This window comes from Thermomonas haemolytica (assembly GCF_004346265.1).
Taxonomy (GTDB): Bacteria; Pseudomonadota; Gammaproteobacteria; order Xanthomonadales; family Xanthomonadaceae; genus Thermomonas; species Thermomonas haemolytica.
Genome location: NZ_SMAP01000010.1, coordinates 11358 through 29185 on the forward strand (window position 1 = coordinate 11358; position 17828 = coordinate 29185).

General features: G+C 73.1%; 12 protein-coding genes. 1 reads left to right on the forward strand and 11 read right to left on the reverse strand.

The window, feature by feature from the left end; all coding sequences use genetic code 11:
* Window positions 1–56 precede the first annotated feature (56 nt).
* The 10 genes from recD to EDC34_RS10900 all read right to left on the reverse strand — a co-directional run bounded on the left by recD (window position 57) and on the right by EDC34_RS10900 (window position 15707).
* The gene (recD, locus tag EDC34_RS10855; RefSeq protein WP_114960877.1) at window positions 57–1955 is read right to left on the reverse strand and encodes an exodeoxyribonuclease V subunit alpha; all 1899 of its coding nucleotides are present in this window, start codon (window positions 1953–1955) and stop codon (window positions 57–59) included.
* Window positions 1952–5578 carry a UvrD-helicase domain-containing protein gene (locus tag EDC34_RS10860; RefSeq protein WP_114960876.1) on the reverse strand — a complete coding sequence of 1209 codons (3627 nt, stop codon included), beginning with the start codon at window positions 5576–5578 and terminating at the stop codon, window positions 1952–1954. The genes recD and EDC34_RS10860 overlap by 4 nt, the downstream gene beginning before the upstream one ends.
* The gene (gene recC, locus EDC34_RS10865; RefSeq protein ID WP_162797717.1) at window positions 5575–9243 is read right to left on the reverse strand and encodes an exodeoxyribonuclease V subunit gamma; all 3669 of its coding nucleotides are present in this window, start codon (window positions 9241–9243) and stop codon (window positions 5575–5577) included. Before recC ends, EDC34_RS10860 begins: the two co-directional genes overlap by 4 nt.
* A 90-nt stretch (window positions 9244–9333) precedes the next feature.
* The gene (locus EDC34_RS10870; RefSeq protein ID WP_114960874.1) at window positions 9334–9525 is read right to left on the reverse strand and encodes a DUF2065 domain-containing protein; all 192 of its coding nucleotides are present in this window, start codon (window positions 9523–9525) and stop codon (window positions 9334–9336) included.
* Window positions 9526–9528: 3 nt separating this feature from the next.
* A complete protein-coding gene (hflC, locus tag EDC34_RS10875) occupies window positions 9529–10392 on the reverse strand; it encodes a protease modulator HflC (RefSeq protein ID WP_114960873.1) in 864 nt (287 codons plus the stop codon).
* Window positions 10389–11459, reverse strand: coding sequence for an FtsH protease activity modulator HflK (hflK, locus tag EDC34_RS10880; protein WP_114960894.1), 1071 nt, complete (start codon window positions 11457–11459; stop codon window positions 10389–10391). Before hflK ends, hflC begins: the two co-directional genes overlap by 4 nt.
* 41 nt (window positions 11460–11500) lie before the next feature.
* Complete coding sequence (hflX, locus tag EDC34_RS10885) at window positions 11501–12817, reverse strand: ribosome rescue GTPase HflX (RefSeq protein ID WP_114960893.1); 1317 nt, start codon at window positions 12815–12817, stop codon at window positions 11501–11503.
* A 61-nt stretch (window positions 12818–12878) separates the two neighbouring features.
* Window positions 12879–13154 carry an RNA chaperone Hfq gene (hfq, locus tag EDC34_RS10890; protein ID WP_240311126.1) on the reverse strand — a complete coding sequence of 92 codons (276 nt, stop codon included), beginning with the start codon at window positions 13152–13154 and terminating at the stop codon, window positions 12879–12881.
* A 142-nt stretch (window positions 13155–13296) separates the two neighbouring features.
* On the reverse strand, window positions 13297–14259 hold the full coding sequence (gene miaA / locus EDC34_RS10895) for a tRNA (adenosine(37)-N6)-dimethylallyltransferase MiaA (RefSeq protein ID WP_114960872.1): 963 nt from the start codon (window positions 14257–14259) through the stop codon (window positions 13297–13299).
* 8 nt (window positions 14260–14267) lie between these two features.
* A complete protein-coding gene (locus EDC34_RS10900) occupies window positions 14268–15707 on the reverse strand; it encodes an amino acid permease (protein ID WP_114960871.1) in 1440 nt (479 codons plus the stop codon).
* A 123-nt stretch (window positions 15708–15830) separates the two neighbouring features.
* On the opposite strand from EDC34_RS10900, the gene EDC34_RS10905 reads away from it, so the two are divergent.
* Window positions 15831–16910, forward strand: coding sequence for an alkane 1-monooxygenase (locus tag EDC34_RS10905; RefSeq protein ID WP_114960870.1), 1080 nt, complete (start codon window positions 15831–15833; stop codon window positions 16908–16910).
* 4 nt (window positions 16911–16914) lie between these two features.
* Here EDC34_RS10905 and folP read toward each other — a convergent pair whose 3' ends face one another.
* Entirely contained in the window at window positions 16915–17808 is an 894-nt protein-coding gene (gene folP, locus EDC34_RS10910) for a dihydropteroate synthase (protein WP_114960869.1), read from the reverse strand.
* Window positions 17809–17828 lie beyond the last annotated feature (20 nt).

Consider the following 17828-nt stretch of genomic DNA (forward strand, 5'->3'; position numbering starts at 1 on the left):
CCGCTTCGGCGGGCCTGTGTCGTTTCCGGACTGCACGAACCGCTGCGGTCAATTCCTCAGGCACCCGCCGCACCGGGGCTGATGCGTTCCGCCAGCCGGCCGTGGCGACGCAGCGCGGTGGACAGGGCTTTCTCCGCGACATCCGGCAATGCCCACAGCTCGAGTGAGGCGCGCGCACGCGACAGGCCGGTGTAGAGCATCTGCCGCACCAGCAGCGGCGAGCGCGGGTCCGGCGGCAGCAGCAGCGCGACGTGGCGGTACTCCGAGCCCTGGCTTTTGTGCACCGTCAATGCAAATGCGTCCTCGTGCGGCGGCAAGGTGTAGGGATCGAACAGGCGCACGCCTGGCCCGGCGACGTCTTCGCGCGCGCCGGGTGCGTCGGAGGCGCGCTCGAACGCCACCTGCAGCAGCGGCCGGCCGTCGTCGCCGGCGACCACCACGCACAGGCCGACGTCGCCGTTGTACAGGCGCGCGGCGGCATCGTTGCGGGTCACCATCACGCAGCGGCCCGGATACCAGGTGTTGCCGACCCACGGCGCCAGCGCCTCCCATCTGCGCAGGTGCGCGGCAATCTGCGCAGCGGCCGCGGTCGCGCCGAACGGGCCCTCGCGCAGTGCGCACAGCAGCTGCTGCTGGCGCAGCACGCCCAGACGCCCGGCCAGTGCCTCGCCATCGTCGGCGGCGACCGCATCGGCGACACCAGCCGCAGCGAACGCGTCCTGCAGCCGCCGCGCCCAGGCCGCCAGCCGCCGGCGCAGGGCCTCCGCATCCGGCACGGGATGGCGCACCGCGGCCGTGCCCGCGGCGGCGAAGGCGCGGGTGAACGCGGCGGCATCGCCGTCACGCACGGCCGCGTTGATCGGCACCAGGGTGGCATCGGCGCGGAAGCAGTGGTCCAGGCGCACCAGATCCTCGCCGCCGTCGGCTTCCATCGCGCGCACCACGTCCATCATCACCGCGCCGGTGCCGACCGAGGTGAGCTGGTCGGCATCGCCCACCAGTACCAGCACCGCGTCCTCGCGCAGGGCGTCCAGCAGCGCGCGCAGCAGGCCGAGGTCGAGCATCGAGGCCTCGTCCACCACCACGATGTCGGCCGGCAACGGCTCGCCGGCATGGAACGCGGGCCGGATGCCAGCGCCGCGACTGCCCAGCAGGCGGTGCACCGTGGCGGGCTCGGAGGCCAGCACCGCCTGCAGGTGCGGGCGCCATTCCGGCCCCAGCGCCTGCGCGCCGGAGGCCAGCTGCGCGGCACCGGCACGCAGCGATTCGCCCAGCCGCTGCGCGGCCTTGCCGGTGGGCGCGGCGATCCGCAGCTGCGGCGCGCGCGCGTGTCGCGCCGCGTGCTCGCGCGCCAGCCCCAGCAGCATGCGCAGCACGGTGGTGGTCTTGCCGGTGCCCGGCCCGCCGGTCAGCACCATCAGGCGTCGGCCCGGGACCTGGCGCACCGCCGCGCGCTGGCGTTCCTCGGCCTCCTGCCAGCGGCCGTTGAACAGGGCGCGCAGGTCGTCGTCGGTGAGTGGCTGGCAAGGTTTCTGCGCGGCTAAGCGGCGCGCGCGCAGCGCGGCCGCCACCGCCACTTCGGCGCGGTGGTTGCGACGCAGGTAGAGGTGCCCGCCTTCCAGCACCAGCGGACGCGCGCCGTCGGCCGCATCGGTTGCACCGGATGCCCCGCCATCGCGATATTCCACCAGCGCGCTGCCCGCCAGCGCGTCGCGCTGGGCGGCATCCAGCAGCGGCTGGCCGTCGGCATCCACTGCCTCCAGCGGTAGCGCGCTATGCCCCTCGCCCTCGGCATGGCTGGCCCAGCCGGCCGCCAGCGCGGTTGCGGGATCGCCGCCGTGCGCGAGCATCCAGCGCCAGACCGCGCGGTCGAGGTCGCGCCATGCCTCCGGCAGGCCGGCCCGCGCGACAGGCCAGTGGAAGTCGAACGCTTCGCCCGCGCCGCGACCGTTCATGCCACCTCCCCGAGGCGCGCGCCCAGCACCGCCTGCACGGCATCCAGCAGGGCATCGTCGAAGCGATGCCGCCACACGCCGCAGGGCGTGCCGTCGGGCAGGCGCAGCCCCACCGCGCGCACGAACAGGTACCAGCAGTCGCCCAGATGCTGCTTGCGCTGGTACGTGTCACCGAGGCGCTCGCGCAGGTAGCGCTCGAGCGCGACCGTGTAAAGCAGCGCCTGCAGGCGGTAGCCGCTGGCGCGCATCGCCGCCTCCAGCGCCGGCGGGGCGTAGTCCTCGAGCGACGCGCGCGGGCCGCTGCCGAGGCGGTTGCCCTTGTAGTCGAGCACGTGGAAGCGCCCGCCGTGGGCGAATACCAGGTCGATCTTGCCGTTCATCAGCCCGGCCAGCGCCTGCTCGCGCGCGGGCACCAGGTCCGGTTCTCCGTGCGCCACGCAGGCCGCGCGCAGCGCACGCAGGGAGACGCCGTCCAGCAGGTAGTGGAACTCCATCTCGGCGCGCAGGTCGGCTGCGGCCAGCGCGCCTAGGCGCGGGCCGCCCGCATCGCCCAGCGGCGCATCCAGCACCGCCTGCAGGCGGCGCGCCAGCGGCATGGCCAGCCGCTCCAGCGCGCCCTCACGCGGGCGCACGCCGTGCTCGCGCAGTGCGGCCAGCGCGGAGTCCGGCGTGATCGGCCGGCCCGGCACGCGATGCTCGAACAGCGCATGCACGGCGTTGCCGAAATCGGTGCCGGCCACGCCCATCAGCGCGTCCAGCTCCGGATGCCAGGTCGGTTCGCTCGCCGCTGCGTTCGCCGGATCGGTCTCCGTCGCGGCATCCGCCTGCGCCGGCAGCGCCTCGTCCTCGGCAGCCCCCGCTTCCTCGGTGATGCGATGGCGGCCGCCCCCGGCCAGCGTGCTGAAGCTGTGCCGGAGCGGCAGCGGGCCGGGCGGTGGCGGCGGCAGGGCGCGCGCCACGCGCAGGCTTGCGTCGGCCGCCGCCACTCCATCCTCGACGATCTCCGGCGCGTCCCAGCCTGCGCGGCAGGCGATGCCCTCGACCTCTGCGTCCGCTTCCAGCGCGGACAGGTCGAGCGCGTTCAGCGGGACCTCCTGCAGCTTCGCGCGCGCCGGATGCGCGGGCGCCAGCGTGAACACATGGCAGGCGTGGATGGCGCGGGTCAGCGCCACGTACAGCATGCGGTAGCGTTCCTCGTACTCCTGGCGTGCGACCAGGTCCTTCGCCGGCCCTTCCACCAGCACCTTCACGCCAGTCGCGGGGTCGGCCAGCAGCGCCGCGCCCTGCCTTCCGCCGCGGAAGGCGCCGTGCTTCCACAGCAGCGGCAGGAACACCACGCCGAACTCCAGGCCCTTGCTTGCGTGCAGGGTCATCAGCTGCACCCGCCGGGCATCCGATTCCAGCCGCAGCGCGCGCGCCTCGGCCGCATCGCTGCTATCGCCTTCACCCTCCATCTGGTCGGCGAACCAGGCCAGCAGCCGCTCGCCGCCGCCATCGACCTCCCACGCCGCCTGCAGCAGCTCGCCGAGGTGGCGCAGGTCGGTGAGCATGCGTTCGCCCGCCACCGTCTGCAGCAGGCGCGCGGCATGCTGCTCCAGCAGCGCCGCCACCAGCGCCAGCGGGCCGGTGCGCTCCAGCACCGCGTGCAGGGCATGGAAGCGCGCGGCCAGCGCATCCCAGCCGCCGGCATCGCGGCGCAATGCCTGCAGCCCGGACAGCGTGCCGCCCCACAGCCGGGTCGCGTAGGCGGCGCGCAGCGCACGCGGGTCGTCGGCATGCAGCACGGCGTGCAGCACCAGCCGCAGCTCGCGCGCGACAGAGGTGTCGAACACGCTGTCCTGGCTGCCGCGGGTGACGCAGGGAACACCGCGCGCCTTGAGGATCGCCGCCAGCTTCGCCAGCTGCGCGTTGGTGGGCAGCAGCACGGCGATGTCGCCCGGTGCCAGCCGCTCGGTGCCGATGCGGTAGCCCCGCGCGGACAGCGCCCACGCGATGTGGTCCGCGCAGGCGCGCAGGGCCTGCACTTCCAGCACGGGCAGCGCATCCACGTCGTTCTCCGCCGCCAACCGATGCAGCACCAGCGGCTGTGCCACCGCCACGTCTTCCTCACCTACCCGCAATGGCTTGTCGTCGCGGCGCGCGCTGCCCTGCACCGGCTGGTACAGGATCTTCGTCTGCGTGTCCGGCGGCCCAAGCCGCGTACCGACAGCTGCGTAGAAGCGGTTGAGCGCGGCGACATAGCCGCGGCTGGAACGGTGGTTGGTGTCCAGCACCAGGCGGTCGCCCGGGGCGACATCCGCGCTGGCGCGGGCATACGTCTGCACGTCACCGCCGCGGAAGCGGTAGATCGCCTGCTTGGGGTCGCCGATCATCACCAGGCGCCCGCGCGGCGCATCGTTTTTGTCGCGGTAGATCGCATCAAGGATGCCGAACTGCACCGGGTCGGTGTCCTGGAACTCGTCCACCAGTGCCACCGGCCAGGCCGCGAACAGCGCATCCGCCAGCGCCCGCTGCCCGTCGCGCGGCGCCAGCGCATCGCGCACCGCGACCAGCACGGCATCGAAGCTCATCTGCCCGGCCGCTTCCAGCCGCGCCTGCAACGCGGCCTGGCACCAGCGCCGCGCGGCGGCGAGGAAGCGGCGCAGTGGGACGTGGCTGGCGCGATCGAGCTGGATCGGCGGGAGCGCAGCGGCAAGCGCCACCGAGCCGTCCACCAGCCGTTGCACGCGCGGATCGTCCTTGCCCGCATTGTTTACCCCCTTGAACTCACCGGCCTCCGCCAGCGCCTCGTGATGCGCCTGCAGGACATCCCCCAGTGCATCGCCCACGCCCGCCAGCGCCTCCGCCAGCGCGTGCCAGGCCTTCTCCAGCTTGCCGCCAGCGCGCAGCAACTTGGGCATGGCCAGCACCACCTGTGCCTCGGCCTGCCAGAGCTGCACATCGCCGAGCGCGCGCGCTACGGCCGCGCGCACCTCCTCCGCCGGCAGCGGCTCCAGCGCCACCTCCGCCTGCAACAGCACCGGCATGTACCTATCCAGCGTGCGGCGTTCGATACCCGCCGCACGTGCGAGCGCCACCAGCTCGTCCCCGACGTCGCCCTGCGCGATCACCCGCCACAGGTCCGCGGCCAGCGCGGCCTGCAGCGCCTTGTCGTCCACCAGCGCCGGGCTGCGGAACAGCGCGCCGGCGGCGAACGGATGCTCGGCAAGGATGCGCATGCACAGCGCGTGCAGGGTGCAGATCGGGGCGGCATCGAACTCGGCCAGCGCGCCCTGCAGGCGGCGGACGTCGCGCGCGCGGGCGTCGCCGTCCTGCCAGCGCGCATGCAGCCAGCGCGCATCGGCGGCCTCGGTGTTCACATCCGCCGTGGATTTGGCCGCCTCGGCCAGCGCCCACAGCAGCTTGCCGCGCAGGCGCTCGCCCAACTCGGCCGCGGCGGCATTGGTGAAGGTGCTGACCACGATCTGGCGCGGCGAGCGCCCCTGCTCCAGCAGCAGGCGCAGGTACAGCGCCGCGATGGTCCAGGTCTTGCCGGTGCCGGCGCTGGCTTCCACCAGGCTGCGACCGTCGCCGGCCAGCGGCAGCGCGGTCCAGTCGGTCAGCGGCGTGGCAGGCGCGCTCATGCCGCCTCCCCGCGCATATCCGCCGCCGGGCCGTCGTCATCGCCTCCGGCATCCGCCTCCAGCGTGATCAGCGCCAGCACCGCGCGCGCATCGCGCCGCAGCGCCTGCAGCGCCACGGCCTCCGGATCACGCTCGCGGTCCCCGAACACCAGATCGCCTTCCAGCAGGCGCGCATAGCCGGGCGCGTGATCGCGCTCGCCCGTGCCGTCGCCATACGACTTCACCCACAACTTCCGCACGTCCTCGGCGATGGCATCGAGGTTCGCATTCTCCCCAGCCTGCGCCGCCGCCCAGCCGGCCTGCGGATAGAACCGCGCCTGCCCGGCCAGCCCGCGCTGCGCCAGCGCGACGAGGCCGCGCAGCCGCCGGCGCAGGTCGGCCTGCAGCGCCATGCGGGTGGTGGCATCCGCCGCGCAGTAGTGCGCGTCCCATACGTTGATGGCCTCGGCAAACGCGCACGCGTCGGCGGCCAGCAAGGTCAGCCGCACCGGGGCCTCCGCGCGCTGCAGGCGCAACAGCGCCCAGTGCAGGAAAGCCGGCACGCGCTCCTTGAAGCTCAGGGCCTTCGCCGCCTTCAGCCGGGTTTTCTGGTCGCCCGGCGCGGGGTACGCGAACACCAGCTGCACGCCGTCATCCGTACCGGCCAGCGGGAACACATTGCGCAGCAGGCCGCTGATGCGCGCCGGCACGCCGTCCTCACCCGCGCCCTCGCCGGGCAGCCGCAGCGCCACGTCCACCCGCAGCGGCTGCGCACCGGCGGCGGCGCGCGCGTCGAAACGGTCGCGGAAGCCTGCTTCCACGCGCTGCCACAGCGCCTCCACCGCCGCGGCCTCGGCCTCCCACGCCTGCGCGCCGGCTTCTCCCGGCGGCAGCAGGCCGCCGAGCGCCACCCACGCCGGCGGCTGGCGGTCCCAAGCCCATGCAGGATCGCCGCATTTGCGCGGCAGCACCTGCTGCAGGAACACCCGGCGCGCCACCGTGTGCAGGCGCGCGATCCCGTCCAGCGGCTCGTCCTCCGGCAGCCGCGCGTCGTCGTCGAGGGCCGCCAGCGACAGCTGCAGATGGTCCTTCAGCAGGGCCTTCGCCGGGTCTTTGAAATAGCCTTCGAGCAGGCCCAGCGGCAGTGGATCGGGCAAGGGCTCTGGCGGCGCGGCATCGCCATCGCGCAAGCCCGGCAGCGGCACACGCCCCTCCCCGTGCATGCCGGCGAAGGCCTGCGAATACGAGAACAGGGCCGGATGGGTGCCGTCGAAATAGCGCGCATCGAACGGTTGCAGCGGATGCCGCACCCGCCACGGCCGGGGCGCTTTTTCGTCATCGGGTGCATTGCCGCAGCGGGCATCGAGCTCGGCCAGCAGCTCGGCCAGCGGCGCGGCCGGATTGTGCGGCTTGCCGTCGCGCACGCCCTGGCCGATGTACGACAGGTGCAGGCGCTTGCGCGCCGACATCACGGTCTCGAGGAACAGGTAGCGATCGTCGCCGGCCACGTCGCGGTCGCCGATCCGCGGCAGGCGCACCATCAGGTCGATGCCGCCGTCGGCCACCCGCCGCGGGAACGCGCCCTCGTCCAGCCCCAGCACGCACACCACGTCGAACGGGATCGCGCGCTGCGGCACCATGCCGCAGAAGGTAATCCCGCCCAGCAGGAAGCGTTGGCGCTCGGGCGCGGCGGCCAGCGCGTCCTGCAGCACCTCGCGCACCACCGCCAGCCGCAGCGGCGGGTCCTCGCCGTTGCGTGCCGGCTCGGCCGCGAGCTGGGCGATGGCGCGATGCAGGACCGACAGCGCGGCGCGCGCATCGGCATCGTCGGGGTCGATCCGCACCAGCGCGTCGAGGCGCTCGCGCAGCCATGCGGCCCAGCGGCTGGCCGGTTGCTCCACTTCGGCCAGCGCGCGCCAGGCCTGCAGTTCGCACAGCAGGCGGTCGAGGCTGCCGAGCGCGGCGGCGGACGGGCCGTCGATGCCGGCCTGCGGCAGCAGGCGGGTGCCGTCCGCCAGCTGCACCGCCTCCGAGTCCGCGCTGCCCGCGGCATCCGCCAGCAGATAGCCGGCAAGCAGGCGGTCCAGCGCCCAGGCGAAGCTGTGTTCGGCGCGCGGCGGCAGCGCCAGCGCCTGCTTGTGCGCGCCGTCCAGCGCCCATGCCACCCGGCTTTCGCGCAGCCACTCGACCAGGATGTCGGCATCGCCCGCGTCCAGCCGCAGCGCCGCCTGCACCTCGGGCACGCCCAGCAGGTCCACCACCTCCGGCGCGGTCAGGCGCGATGCGCCCAGCCCGAGCAGGGTCTGGAACAGGGTGAACAGGCGATGGCTGCGCGCCACCGGCACGTCCGCCAGGTGGTAGGGCAGCCACGGCTCGCGCGCGGAGCCGGGCTCGCCGAACACCGCCGGGATCAGCCGCAGGTAGGCGCGGATGTCGGGCGCCATCACCACGATGCCGTCGGGGCGCACGCCCTCATTTTCGATCGCATCCAGCAGCGCGTCGCGCAGCACTTCCAGTTCGCGCAGGCGGGTATGGCAGGCGTGCACGCGCAGGCTGGCATCGGCCACGGCGGCGGGATCGGCGGCGTCCTCCCGCAGCAGCTCCGGTTGCAGGCGGCGGATGCTTTCCTGCAGGCGCGCGAGGCGGTTGCCCGGCGCCACCTGCTCGGCATCGGCCCCATGGCGGATGTCCTCGCGCAGCTCCTCGTCCACCAGTGCGGCGAAGAAGTGCTGGCCCAGCCGGCCCCAGCGCGCCAGCAGCGGGTGGCCCTGCTCGCGCCAGTCGAGCGCATCGGGATCCTCGAGGCGCGCCCGTTCGTCTTCGCGAAAGGCTTGCCAACCGGATACATCAGGCTTGCGCCAATCCCCCTGCCCCATGGCCCTGTGCAGGCCGCCCCAGTACTCGCGGCAGGGATCGGGCACGTACAGGAAGACCGGCGCACGGCGGGCGTAGGCGCGCAGCACCGCCAGCTCCGCCGGCGGCAGGTGCGACAGCCCGAACACATGCAGCGGCGCGTGCGGCGCGCTCTCCGCCTGCAGCGCGGCGACCAGCGCCTGCACCAGGCGCGCGCGGTGCTCGCCCAGCGCCCCGACCACGGCCTGCCACAGTGGCGCCAGGCACTCCGCCTCCAGCGCGCGCAGCGCGGGATCGGCGCGCTGCGCGGTGGCGAAGGCGTGCTTGCCCGCCTCCCAGGCCAGCAGCCAGTCGCTGCGGTACACGAGGTATTGCGAATACACCCGCGCCAGCCGGTCGGCCAGCTGGAAGCGGCGCAGCGCGCGCTCGTCGTCGCTGGCCGCGCCCGCGAGGTAGCCGCGCAGGCGCGGGTCGGTGACCCCGTGCGCGGAGGGATCGCCCAGCAGCGCATGCAGGGTCCAGCGCAGGTGCCCGCGGCGGTAGTGCGGCAGCGCCACCGCGCGCTCGCCGAGCAGCCGGGCCGAGAGCCCGTCCAGCCAGGTGCTGGGCAGCTGCACCTCGAGGTTGGCCACGATCCCGCCCGCGCCGCGCTCACGCGCCAGTGCGCCGGACAGCCACTGCTGCATGCCCGGATGCGCGGCGATCACCTGCTGCGGCGCCAGCGGGTGCGCCGGGCGGGTCTGCGCGAGCAGGGTCTCCAGCGGCCCGAGCAGCGCCTCCAGCCGGCTGGCGCGCAGCAGGATCAGGCCCGTTGGCGTTTCGACGTCGTGCACTCGCATCCTCCCCGCGACCGGAGTCCCATTCCAGCGCACCCGCGTCGCATCCGCTGCGACTTCACCCGGCGCGGGCCGCCTGCACTCCGGTCAGCCGCCGCCGCGCACCAGCCACAGGGCGACCAGGCCCAGCATCAGCACCATGCCGCCCACCCGGCGCACCTGCTCGTCGGACAGGTCCAGCATGCGCGCGGCGGTGCGCTTCCAGGCGCCCGGCGCGGCGAACAGGAACAGGCCTTCCAGCACCGCCACCAGGCACAGCGCGGCCCACAGGTCGGCCATCGGTCAGCGGTCGCTGCGCAGGTATTGCAGGAAGGGGTCGTTGCGGTCCAGCACGATCACGCTGTCGCCGCCGGAGAAGGCCTTGCGGTAGGCCTCCAGGCTGCGCTGGAAGGCGTAGAAGCCCGGATCGCGCGCGGCCGCCTCGGCATAGATGCGCGCCGCCTCCGCATCGCCCTCGCCGCGCAGCTTCTGCGCGTCGCGCTCGGCCTCGGCCAGGATCACCTGCTGGTCGCGGTCGGCGCCGGCGCGGATCTCGTTCGCCTGCTCCTCGCCCTCGGCGCGCAGGCGGCTGGCCACCTGCTGGCGCTGGGCGCGCATGCGGTTGTAGACGTCCTCGATCACGCGGCTGTCGGTGGGCAGGTCGAGCTGCTTGATGCGCAGGTCGAGGATGCGGATGCCGAGGGTGGCGGCGCCCTTGTTGATCACCGCCAGCTGGCTCTTGACGATTTCGGTGCGGTCGCCGGACACCGCCTGCTGCAGGGTGCGCGCGTTGATCTCGTTGCGCAGCGCGTCCTTGATGATCGGCGCCAGGCGGTCCACCGCGGCCGATTCGTCGCCGCCGGTGGCGCGGTAGAACGCGCGCGGGTCCTCGATCTTGCCGATCGCGAAGAAATCCACGCTGACGTCCTTGCGCTCGGAGGTCAGGTAGCGCTCGGGTTCGGCCGGCAGCACTTGCAGGCGCTGGTCGAACACGCGCGCGGTCTCCACCAGCGGCCATTTGAAGTGCAGCCCGGGGCCGATGTTGTCGCGCGACACCCGGCCCAGGTTGAGCACGATCGCGGAGTGGCCTTCGTTGACCACGAACACCGACCCCATCAGCAGCACCAGCGCGGCGACCACCGCCGCCATCCATGCCGGGAATCTCATCGCACCACCTCCTCACGGCCGGCGGGGCGGCCAGTGCGCGCCGGGCGCGCCGGGTCGTCGGGGCTGGCCTGCACGGTCGGCGACAGCAGCTCCGGCGCCAGTACCGGCGCGGAGGACGCCGCCGGCGCGGGCTTGCCGGCATCCTGCATCGGCACGTAGATCAGCTGGCGGCCGTCGCCGCCGACCACCTTGCGGTTCTTCGCCAGCACCTCCTGCACGGTCTCCAGCCACAGGCGCTTGCGGGTCACCTCGGGGGCGCCCTTGTACTGCGCCACCAGCAGGCTGAAGCGTTCGGCGTCGCCGGTGGCGCGCGCGATCTCGGCGGTCTTGTAGCCTTCCGCCACGGTGCGCACGCGCGCCGCCTGGCCGCGCGCCTCGGGCACGATCTTGGCCGCGTAGGCGCGCGATTCGGAGATCAGGCGCTCCTTGTCCTGCTGCGCGCTGTTGACGTCGTCGAAGGCCGGCTTGACCTGCTGCGGCGGGCGCGCGTCGGGCAGGTTGAGCTCGGTCACCACCAGCCCGGTGCGGTAGGTCTCCAGCGACTTCTGCAGGCGCTCGCGCGCCGCCACCGCCAGCTGCTCGCGCGCGCCCAGCACGGTGTCGAGGTCGGAGCGGCCGACCTGCTCGCGCACGGTGCTCAGCGCGGCCTGCTTCAGCACCTCGTCGGCATTGCGGGTGCCGAACAGGTACAGCTTGGGATCGGCCACCCGGTACTGCACGTTGACCGCGACCTCGACGATGTTCTCGTCGCGGGTCAGGACCGGCACCCGGTCCTCGTAGTTCTTGATCTGGGTGGCGTTGACCTTGACCACGCGCTCGATCGGCCACGGCAGCTTGAGGTTCGGGCCGGGCTGCATGATGCGGTCGAAGCGGCCGAAGCGCAGGACCACGCCGCGCTGCTGCTCGGCCACCAGCACGAAGCAGTTGAACACCAGCCACAGCGCCAGCAGCAGGGCGACCCAGCGCAGCGGGTTGCCACCATTGAGGCTGGGCAGGCCGTCGAGGATGCGGCCGAAGCCGCCGCCGGGTTTGCCACCGCCACCGCCACCGGGCCGGTTCCAGGCCATCCAGATCGCCTTGGGCCCGCGCGGGCCATCGCTTCGTGTCGTCATGCCGGGGATTCTACGGGATGCTCCGGCGCCGTGGCTGGCAGGAGGGCGCGCAGCGGGGCGCCGTCGGGCTGCGCGGCCAGGCGCGCGGCCTCGGCCAGCGGCAGGTCGATCCGCAGCAGCCAGCCGTCGGCCGCGTGCTGCTCGTCGCGCACCGCGCCCAGCGCATGCAGGCGCGCGCGCAGGCGGCCGGCGCTGGTCGGCAGCTGCGCCAGCCCGACCACCCGGCGCAGGCCCAGGCGCTCGCCCAGCGCCTCGCGCAGGAGGTCGAGGCCAAGCCCGTCGCGGGCCGACAGCCACACCGCCTGGCGGTCGTCGCCGCGGACGTCGATCCGCGGCTGCGCGCCGTCGATGCGGTCGATCTTGTTGAACACCAGCAGCTGCGGCAGGTCGCCGGCGCCGATCTCGTGCAGCACCGCGTCCACCTGCGCCATGCGCTCCTCGCGCAGCGGGTCGTCGGCATCGACCACGTGCAGCAGCAGGTCGGCCTCGCGCGCCTCGCTCAGGGTGGAGCGGAACGCGGCCACCAGCTCGTGCGGCAGGTCGCGCACGAAGCCGACGGTATCGGCCAGCACCACCCCGCCGCCCGGCAGCGCGATCCGGCGCACGGTGGGGTCGAGGGTGGCGAACAGCTGGTCGGCCGCGTAGGCGTCGGCCCCGGTCAGCGCGTTGAACAGGGTGGACTTGCCGGCGTTGGTATAGCCCACCAGCGCCACCCGCGGCAGCTCGCTGCGCACGCGCGCGCGGCGCATCTGGGCGTGCTGCACCTCGACCTTCTCCAGGCGCTTCTGCAGCATCTCCATGCGCTTCTGCAGAAGGCGGCGGTCGGTTTCCAACTGGGTTTCGCCGGGGCCGCGCAGGCCGATGGAACCGCCGCGCTGGCGTTCCAGGTGGGTCCAGCCGCGCACCAGCCGGGTGGCCATGTGCCGCAGCTGGGCCAGCTCCACCTGCAGCTTGCCCTCGTGGCTGCGCGCGCGCTGGGCGAAGATGTCCAGGATCAGGCCGGTGCGGTCCACCACCCGGCGCTCCAGCGCCTTCTCGAGGTTGCGCTCCTGCACCGGGGTCAGGGCGTGGTTGACCAGCACCAGGTCGGCGCCGGTGGCCTCGCAGGCCGCCTTCACCTCGTCCAGCTTGCCGCTGCCGATCAGGATGGAAGGATTGGGGCGGTCGATCCGCGCCGGCACCACCGCGGCCACGCGCGCGCCGGCCGAGCGCGCCAGCTCGGCGAATTCCTCCAGCACGCCTTCGGCCGGCGGGCCGCCGGCATGGGGCTGGATCAGCAGGGCGTTCTCGCCGCCGCGCGAACGTTCGAACAATTGGGTGGGCATCCCGCCTCAGGTGGGGCGCCGGGACCAGGATTGCAAGCCCGCGCCGGGCTTATTCCGCCTCGGCATGCGGCGCCGGGGCCGCGCCCTCGTCCGCCTCCTGCGCGCCGGCCGCGCCCAGGCGCACGTTGCGCGCCGGCACCACGGTCGAAATGGCGTGCTTGTAGACCATCTGGCTGACGGTATTGCGCAGCAGGACCACGAACTGGTCGAACGATTCGATCGTCCCCTGCAGCTTGATGCCGTTGACCAGGTAGATCGACACCGGCACGCGCTCGCGGCGCAACGCGTTCAGGAACGGATCCTGCAAGGACTGCGACTTCGACATGGATTCCCCGTGGCTGTCGTGTGTTGTTGTTGGTATGACGTGAGCCGATGCCCGTGGGCGTTCCCCGACCCCGCGCCCGTCCGGCAGCGGCGGGCCGGTCGATGTTAGCGCAGTCCGCCGCCGCCGCACACCTGCGGCGTGCTCATCCGCCGCGCGGGCCGAGGAAGGCGTCCACCGCCGCATCCAGCGCCGCGGCCTGGCCCGCGGGATCGAACCAGCGCGCGTCCAGCTCCCCGCGCAGCCAGGTGTACTGACGCTTGGCCAGCTGGCGGGTAGCGGCGATGGCGCGCGCGCGGAACTCGGCGGGCGAAGAGGCGCCCTCGAGGTGCTCCCACGCCTGGCGGTAGCCCACCGCGCGCAGCGCCGGCAGCTCCAACGGCTGCGGATGCGCGCGTAGTTCCGGCAGGGCACGCAGGGCGCGTACTTCTTCGAGGAAGCCAGCCGTCAGCATCGCGTCGAAGCGGGCCTCGATGCGCGCATGCAGGAGCGCCCGCTGCGGCGGCGCCAGCACCAGCTTCAGCACCCGCAGCGGCAGCCGCGCCGTGCGCGCGTTGCGCTGCCAGTCGCTGATCGCGCGCCCGCTCAGGCGGTACACCTCGAGCGCGCGCTGGATGCGCTGGGCATCGGTGGCGTGGATGCGCGCGGCGGCCTCCGGATCGACCCGCGCCAGCTCCGCATGCAGCGCGGCCCAGCCGCGTTCGGCGCCCTCCGCGGCCAACGCGGCGCGCACGCCGGGGTCGGCCTCCGGCATCTCCGACAAGCCCTCCAGCAGGGCGCGGAAGTACAGCCCGGTGCCGCCGGCCAGCACCGGCAGCCGCCCGCGCGCGAGGATGCCGTCGATCGCCGCACGCGCCGCCCGCGCGAAGTCCGCCGCCGAGAACGCCTGCCACGGGTGGCACACATCGACCAGATGATGCGGAACCTGCGCGCGTTCGTCCGCGGTCGGCTTGGCCGCGCCGATGTCCAGCCCGCGATAGACCAGCGCGGAATCGACGCTGACGATCTCGCCGCCCAGCCGCTGCGCCAGCGCGATGGCATAGGCGCTCTTGCCCGACGCGGTCGGGCCCATCAGCGCGATCGCAGGCGGGCGGCGGTCGGCGGACATGCGCCGGCTCAGGCGTCGCGGCCCTGGCCCAGCAGGCTGTGGCGGCGCGCGTAGGCCAGGTACACCAGCAGGCCGACGCCGTTCCAGGCCAGGCACCACAGCTGGGTGCGCTGCGGCAGGCTCAGGAACAGGTAGATACAGCCGAGGATCGCCAGCGGGCCGACCAGCCACGCCCACGGGGTGCGGAACACGCGCGGGCGCGCCGGGTCGCGCACACGCAGCACCAGCAGGCACACCGCCACCGCGGTGAAGGCGATCAGGGTGCCGGCATTGGCCAGCGCGGCGATCTCGTCCAGCCGCGCCACCCCGGCCAGGGCGGCGGTCAGCAGCGCGGTGAACACGGTGATCGCCACCGGGGTGCCGCGCGGCCCCACCTTCGACAGCCCGCGCGGCAGCAGGCCGTCGCGCGACATCACGAAGAAGATCCGGCTCTGGCCGTAGAAGAACGCCAGCAGCACGGTCGGCAGCGCCACGATGGCGACGATCCCGATCGCCAGCGCCGCCGTCGGATGGCCCAGTTGGCGCATGATCAGCGCCAGCGGCTCGGCGCTCTTGCCGAACACCGTAAACGGCATCGCACCTACCGCCGCCAACGCCACCAGCAGGTAGATCAGGGTGCAGCCGACCATCGAGCCGACGATCCCGATCGACAGGTTGCGGCCCGGGTCCTTGGTTTCCTCGGCGGCGGTGGAGATCGCATCGAAGCCGTAGAAGGCGAAGAAGATGATCGCGGCCGCCGCCATCACCCCGCGCTCCACCCCGCCCGCGTCCACCGACTTGGCGAAGCCGTAGGGCATGAACGGATGCAGGTTGGCCGGGTCGAACGCCGGCAGCGCCACCGCCACGAACACCGCCAGTGCCACCAGCTTGAGCACCACCAGCACCGCGTTCACGGTGGCGCTTTCGCGGGTGCCAATGAGCAACGCGCCCGCTACCGCGAAGGTGATGCCGATCGCCGGCAGGTTGATCAGCCCACCTTCCACGTGCGGGCCCGCGGCCAGCGCCGGCGGCAGCATCACCGCCCAGCCGGTGTGCTGCTGCACCCAGCCGAGGAACCCGACGAAATACCCGGACCAGCCCACCGCCACCGTGCTCACCACCAGGGTGTATTCCAGCACCAGGCTCCAGCCCACCACCCAGGCGATCAGCTCGCCCAGTACCGCGTAGCTGTAGGTGTAGGCGCTGCCGGCGGCCGGCATCAGTGTGGACAGTTCGGCATAGGCCAGCGCCGCGCAGGCGCAGACCACGCCGGCGATGACGAACGACAGCAGCACCGCCGGCCCCGCCTTGTCGGCACCGACCCCGATCAGGGTGTAGATGCCGGTGCCGACGATCGCGCCGATCCCCAGCGCCACCAGGTGCGGCCAGCCCAGGGTGGGCACCAGCCGCCGCCCGGCTTCGTGCACCGTCACCTGGTCGATGTCCTTGCGTCGCAGCCACGCCTGCATATGCGGTCACCCCTTGGGAAAGTCGCCCGGCAGTGTGCCGGATCGCCCCCGGCGTTGCATCCCGCCCGCGCGCGCCGCGCTGGCGCTAGGATGCGTCCCGGTGCCCTCCAAGGAACCGCCGCCATGCCCGCCTGGAAACGTTATGGCTTCCTCGCCGTGTTCGCGGTCCCCGCCTTGCTGCCGCTGTCGGCCTGGCTGGGAACCCGCAGCGGACATCCCGACCTGCTGGCCTGGCTGCCGCTGTTCGCGCTGTTCGTGCTGCTGCCACTGGCCGACCTCGCGCTCGGACACGATCCGCGCAATCCTCCGCCGCAGGACGCGTCCACCCTAGCGCACGACCGCTGGTTTCGCGGCCTCACCCTGCTGGCCGTGCCGGTGCAATACGCGACGTTGGCCTGGGCGCTGTGGTACTGGACCGACGCCGAGTTCGGCATCGCAGGCCAGCTGGGCTGGCTGCTCTCGCTGGGCGTGGTGGGCGGCGTGCTGGCGATCAATACCGCGCACGAGCTCATCCATAAGGACAACCGGCTGGAACGCCTGGCCGGCGGGTTGCTGCTGGCCAGCGTCGGCTACTACGGCTTCAAGGTGGAACACATCCGCGGCCACCACGTGCATGTCTCCACGCCGCAGGATGCCTCCAGCGCGCGCTTCGGGCAGTCGCTCTGGCACTTCCTGCCGCGCGCCCTGCTGCGCAATACCGCCAATGCCTGGCACCTGGAGGCGCAGCGCCTGCGCCGGCTTGGCAAACCATGGTGGCACTGGCGCAATGAACTGCTCGGCTGGAGCGTGCTGTGGTTGGCACTGGCCGCGGCAAGCCTGGCCTGGCTGGGCGCATGGGGCCTGCTCGGCTTCCTCGCGCAAGGGCTTATCGCCGCCTGCACGCTGGAGATCATCAACTACATCGAGCACTACGGGCTGGAGCGCAGGCGGCTGGCGGACGGCCGCTACGAGCGCACCACCCACCTGCACAGCTGGAACGCCGACTTCGCCCTGACCAACCTGCTGCTGTTCCATCTGCAGCGCCACTCCGACCACCACGCGCATGCGGCGCGCCGCTACCAGGTGCTGCTGCACCATCCGGACAGCCCGCAGCTGCCGGCCGGCTATGCCACGATGTTCGTGCTCGCGCTGATGCCACCGCTGTGGTTCCGGATCATGCATCCGCGCCTGGCGCACTGGCGCGCGGGCCAGGCCGCGGACTGAACGCCTACTCCGGCCAGGCGATCTCCACGCGCGCCGGCGCCTGGCGCGGCGTCGGCACCGCGGCGACGGCGGCCCAGACCTTCAGCGCATCCACAGTCGCGGCCACATCGTGGGTGCGCACCAGCATGGCGCCGTTTTGCACGGCGATCAGATGCGCGGCAAGCGAACCGGGCATGCGCGCGCGCGGGTCCTCGCGCCCGGTCAGCTCGCCGATGCTGCGCTTGCGCGACAGCCCGGCCAGCACCGGCACGCCGAGCTCGGTGAAGCGCCGCAGCTGCGCCAGCAGTTGCAGATTGTGGGCGGTGGTCTTCCCGAAGCCGAAACCGGGATCGACCACGATCCGGCGGCGTTCGATCCCCGCCATCTCGCAGGCGAAGATGCGCTCGGCCAGGAAGCGGTGCACCTCGCCCACCACGTCGTCGTAGTGCGGGGCCTCCTGCATGTCGCGCGGCTGCCCCTGCATGTGCATCAGCACCACCGACACGCCCAGCTCCGCAGCCGCCTCCAGCGCGCCCGCGCCGCGCAGCGCCTGGACGTCGTTGATCATGCCGGCGCCCGCGGCCACCGCGGCGCGCATCACCTCGGCATGGCGGGTGTCGATGCTGATCGGCACCGCGACCTGCGCGGCCAGCTCTTCGATCACCGGCAGCACCCGCCGCAGCTCCTCTTCGACCGGCACCGGCGCGGCGCCCGGGCGGGTGGATTCGCCGCCGACGTCGAGCAGGTCGGCGCCCTCCTCCACCAGGCGCAGGCCGTGCGCGATGGCCGCGCCCGCGTCGAAGTGCTCTCCGCCATCGGAGAACGAATCCGGGGTGACGTTGACGACGCCCATCACCCGCGGGCGGTCGAGCGTGAGCCGGCGTCCGTGGCAATCGAGCTGCGGGCTGGTATCGAACATGGGGTTCTGAAAACGCGAAA

Coding starts and splice junctions, on each gene's coding strand:
- recD (WP_114960877.1), bottom strand. CDS start 1,955: ATGAACGGTCGCGGCGCGGGCGAAGCGTTCGACTTCCACTGGCCTGTC.
- miaA (WP_114960872.1), bottom strand. CDS start 14,259: ATGTCCGCCGACCGCCGCCCGCCTGCGATCGCGCTGATGGGCCCGACC.
- hfq (WP_240311126.1), bottom strand. CDS start 13,154: ATGTCGAAGTCGCAGTCCTTGCAGGATCCGTTCCTGAACGCGTTGCGC.
- folP (WP_114960869.1), bottom strand. CDS start 17,808: ATGTTCGATACCAGCCCGCAGCTCGATTGCCACGGACGCCGGCTCACG.
- hflC (WP_114960873.1), bottom strand. CDS start 10,392: ATGAGATTCCCGGCATGGATGGCGGCGGTGGTCGCCGCGCTGGTGCTG.
- hflK (WP_114960894.1), bottom strand. CDS start 11,459: ATGGCCTGGAACCGGCCCGGTGGCGGTGGCGGTGGCAAACCCGGCGGC.
- EDC34_RS10870 (WP_114960874.1), bottom strand. CDS start 9,525: ATGGCCGACCTGTGGGCCGCGCTGTGCCTGGTGGCGGTGCTGGAAGGC.
- EDC34_RS10905 (WP_114960870.1), top strand. CDS start 15,831: ATGCCCGCCTGGAAACGTTATGGCTTCCTCGCCGTGTTCGCGGTCCCC.
- EDC34_RS10860 (WP_114960876.1), bottom strand. CDS start 5,578: ATGAGCGCGCCTGCCACGCCGCTGACCGACTGGACCGCGCTGCCGCTG.
- EDC34_RS10900 (WP_114960871.1), bottom strand. CDS start 15,707: ATGCAGGCGTGGCTGCGACGCAAGGACATCGACCAGGTGACGGTGCAC.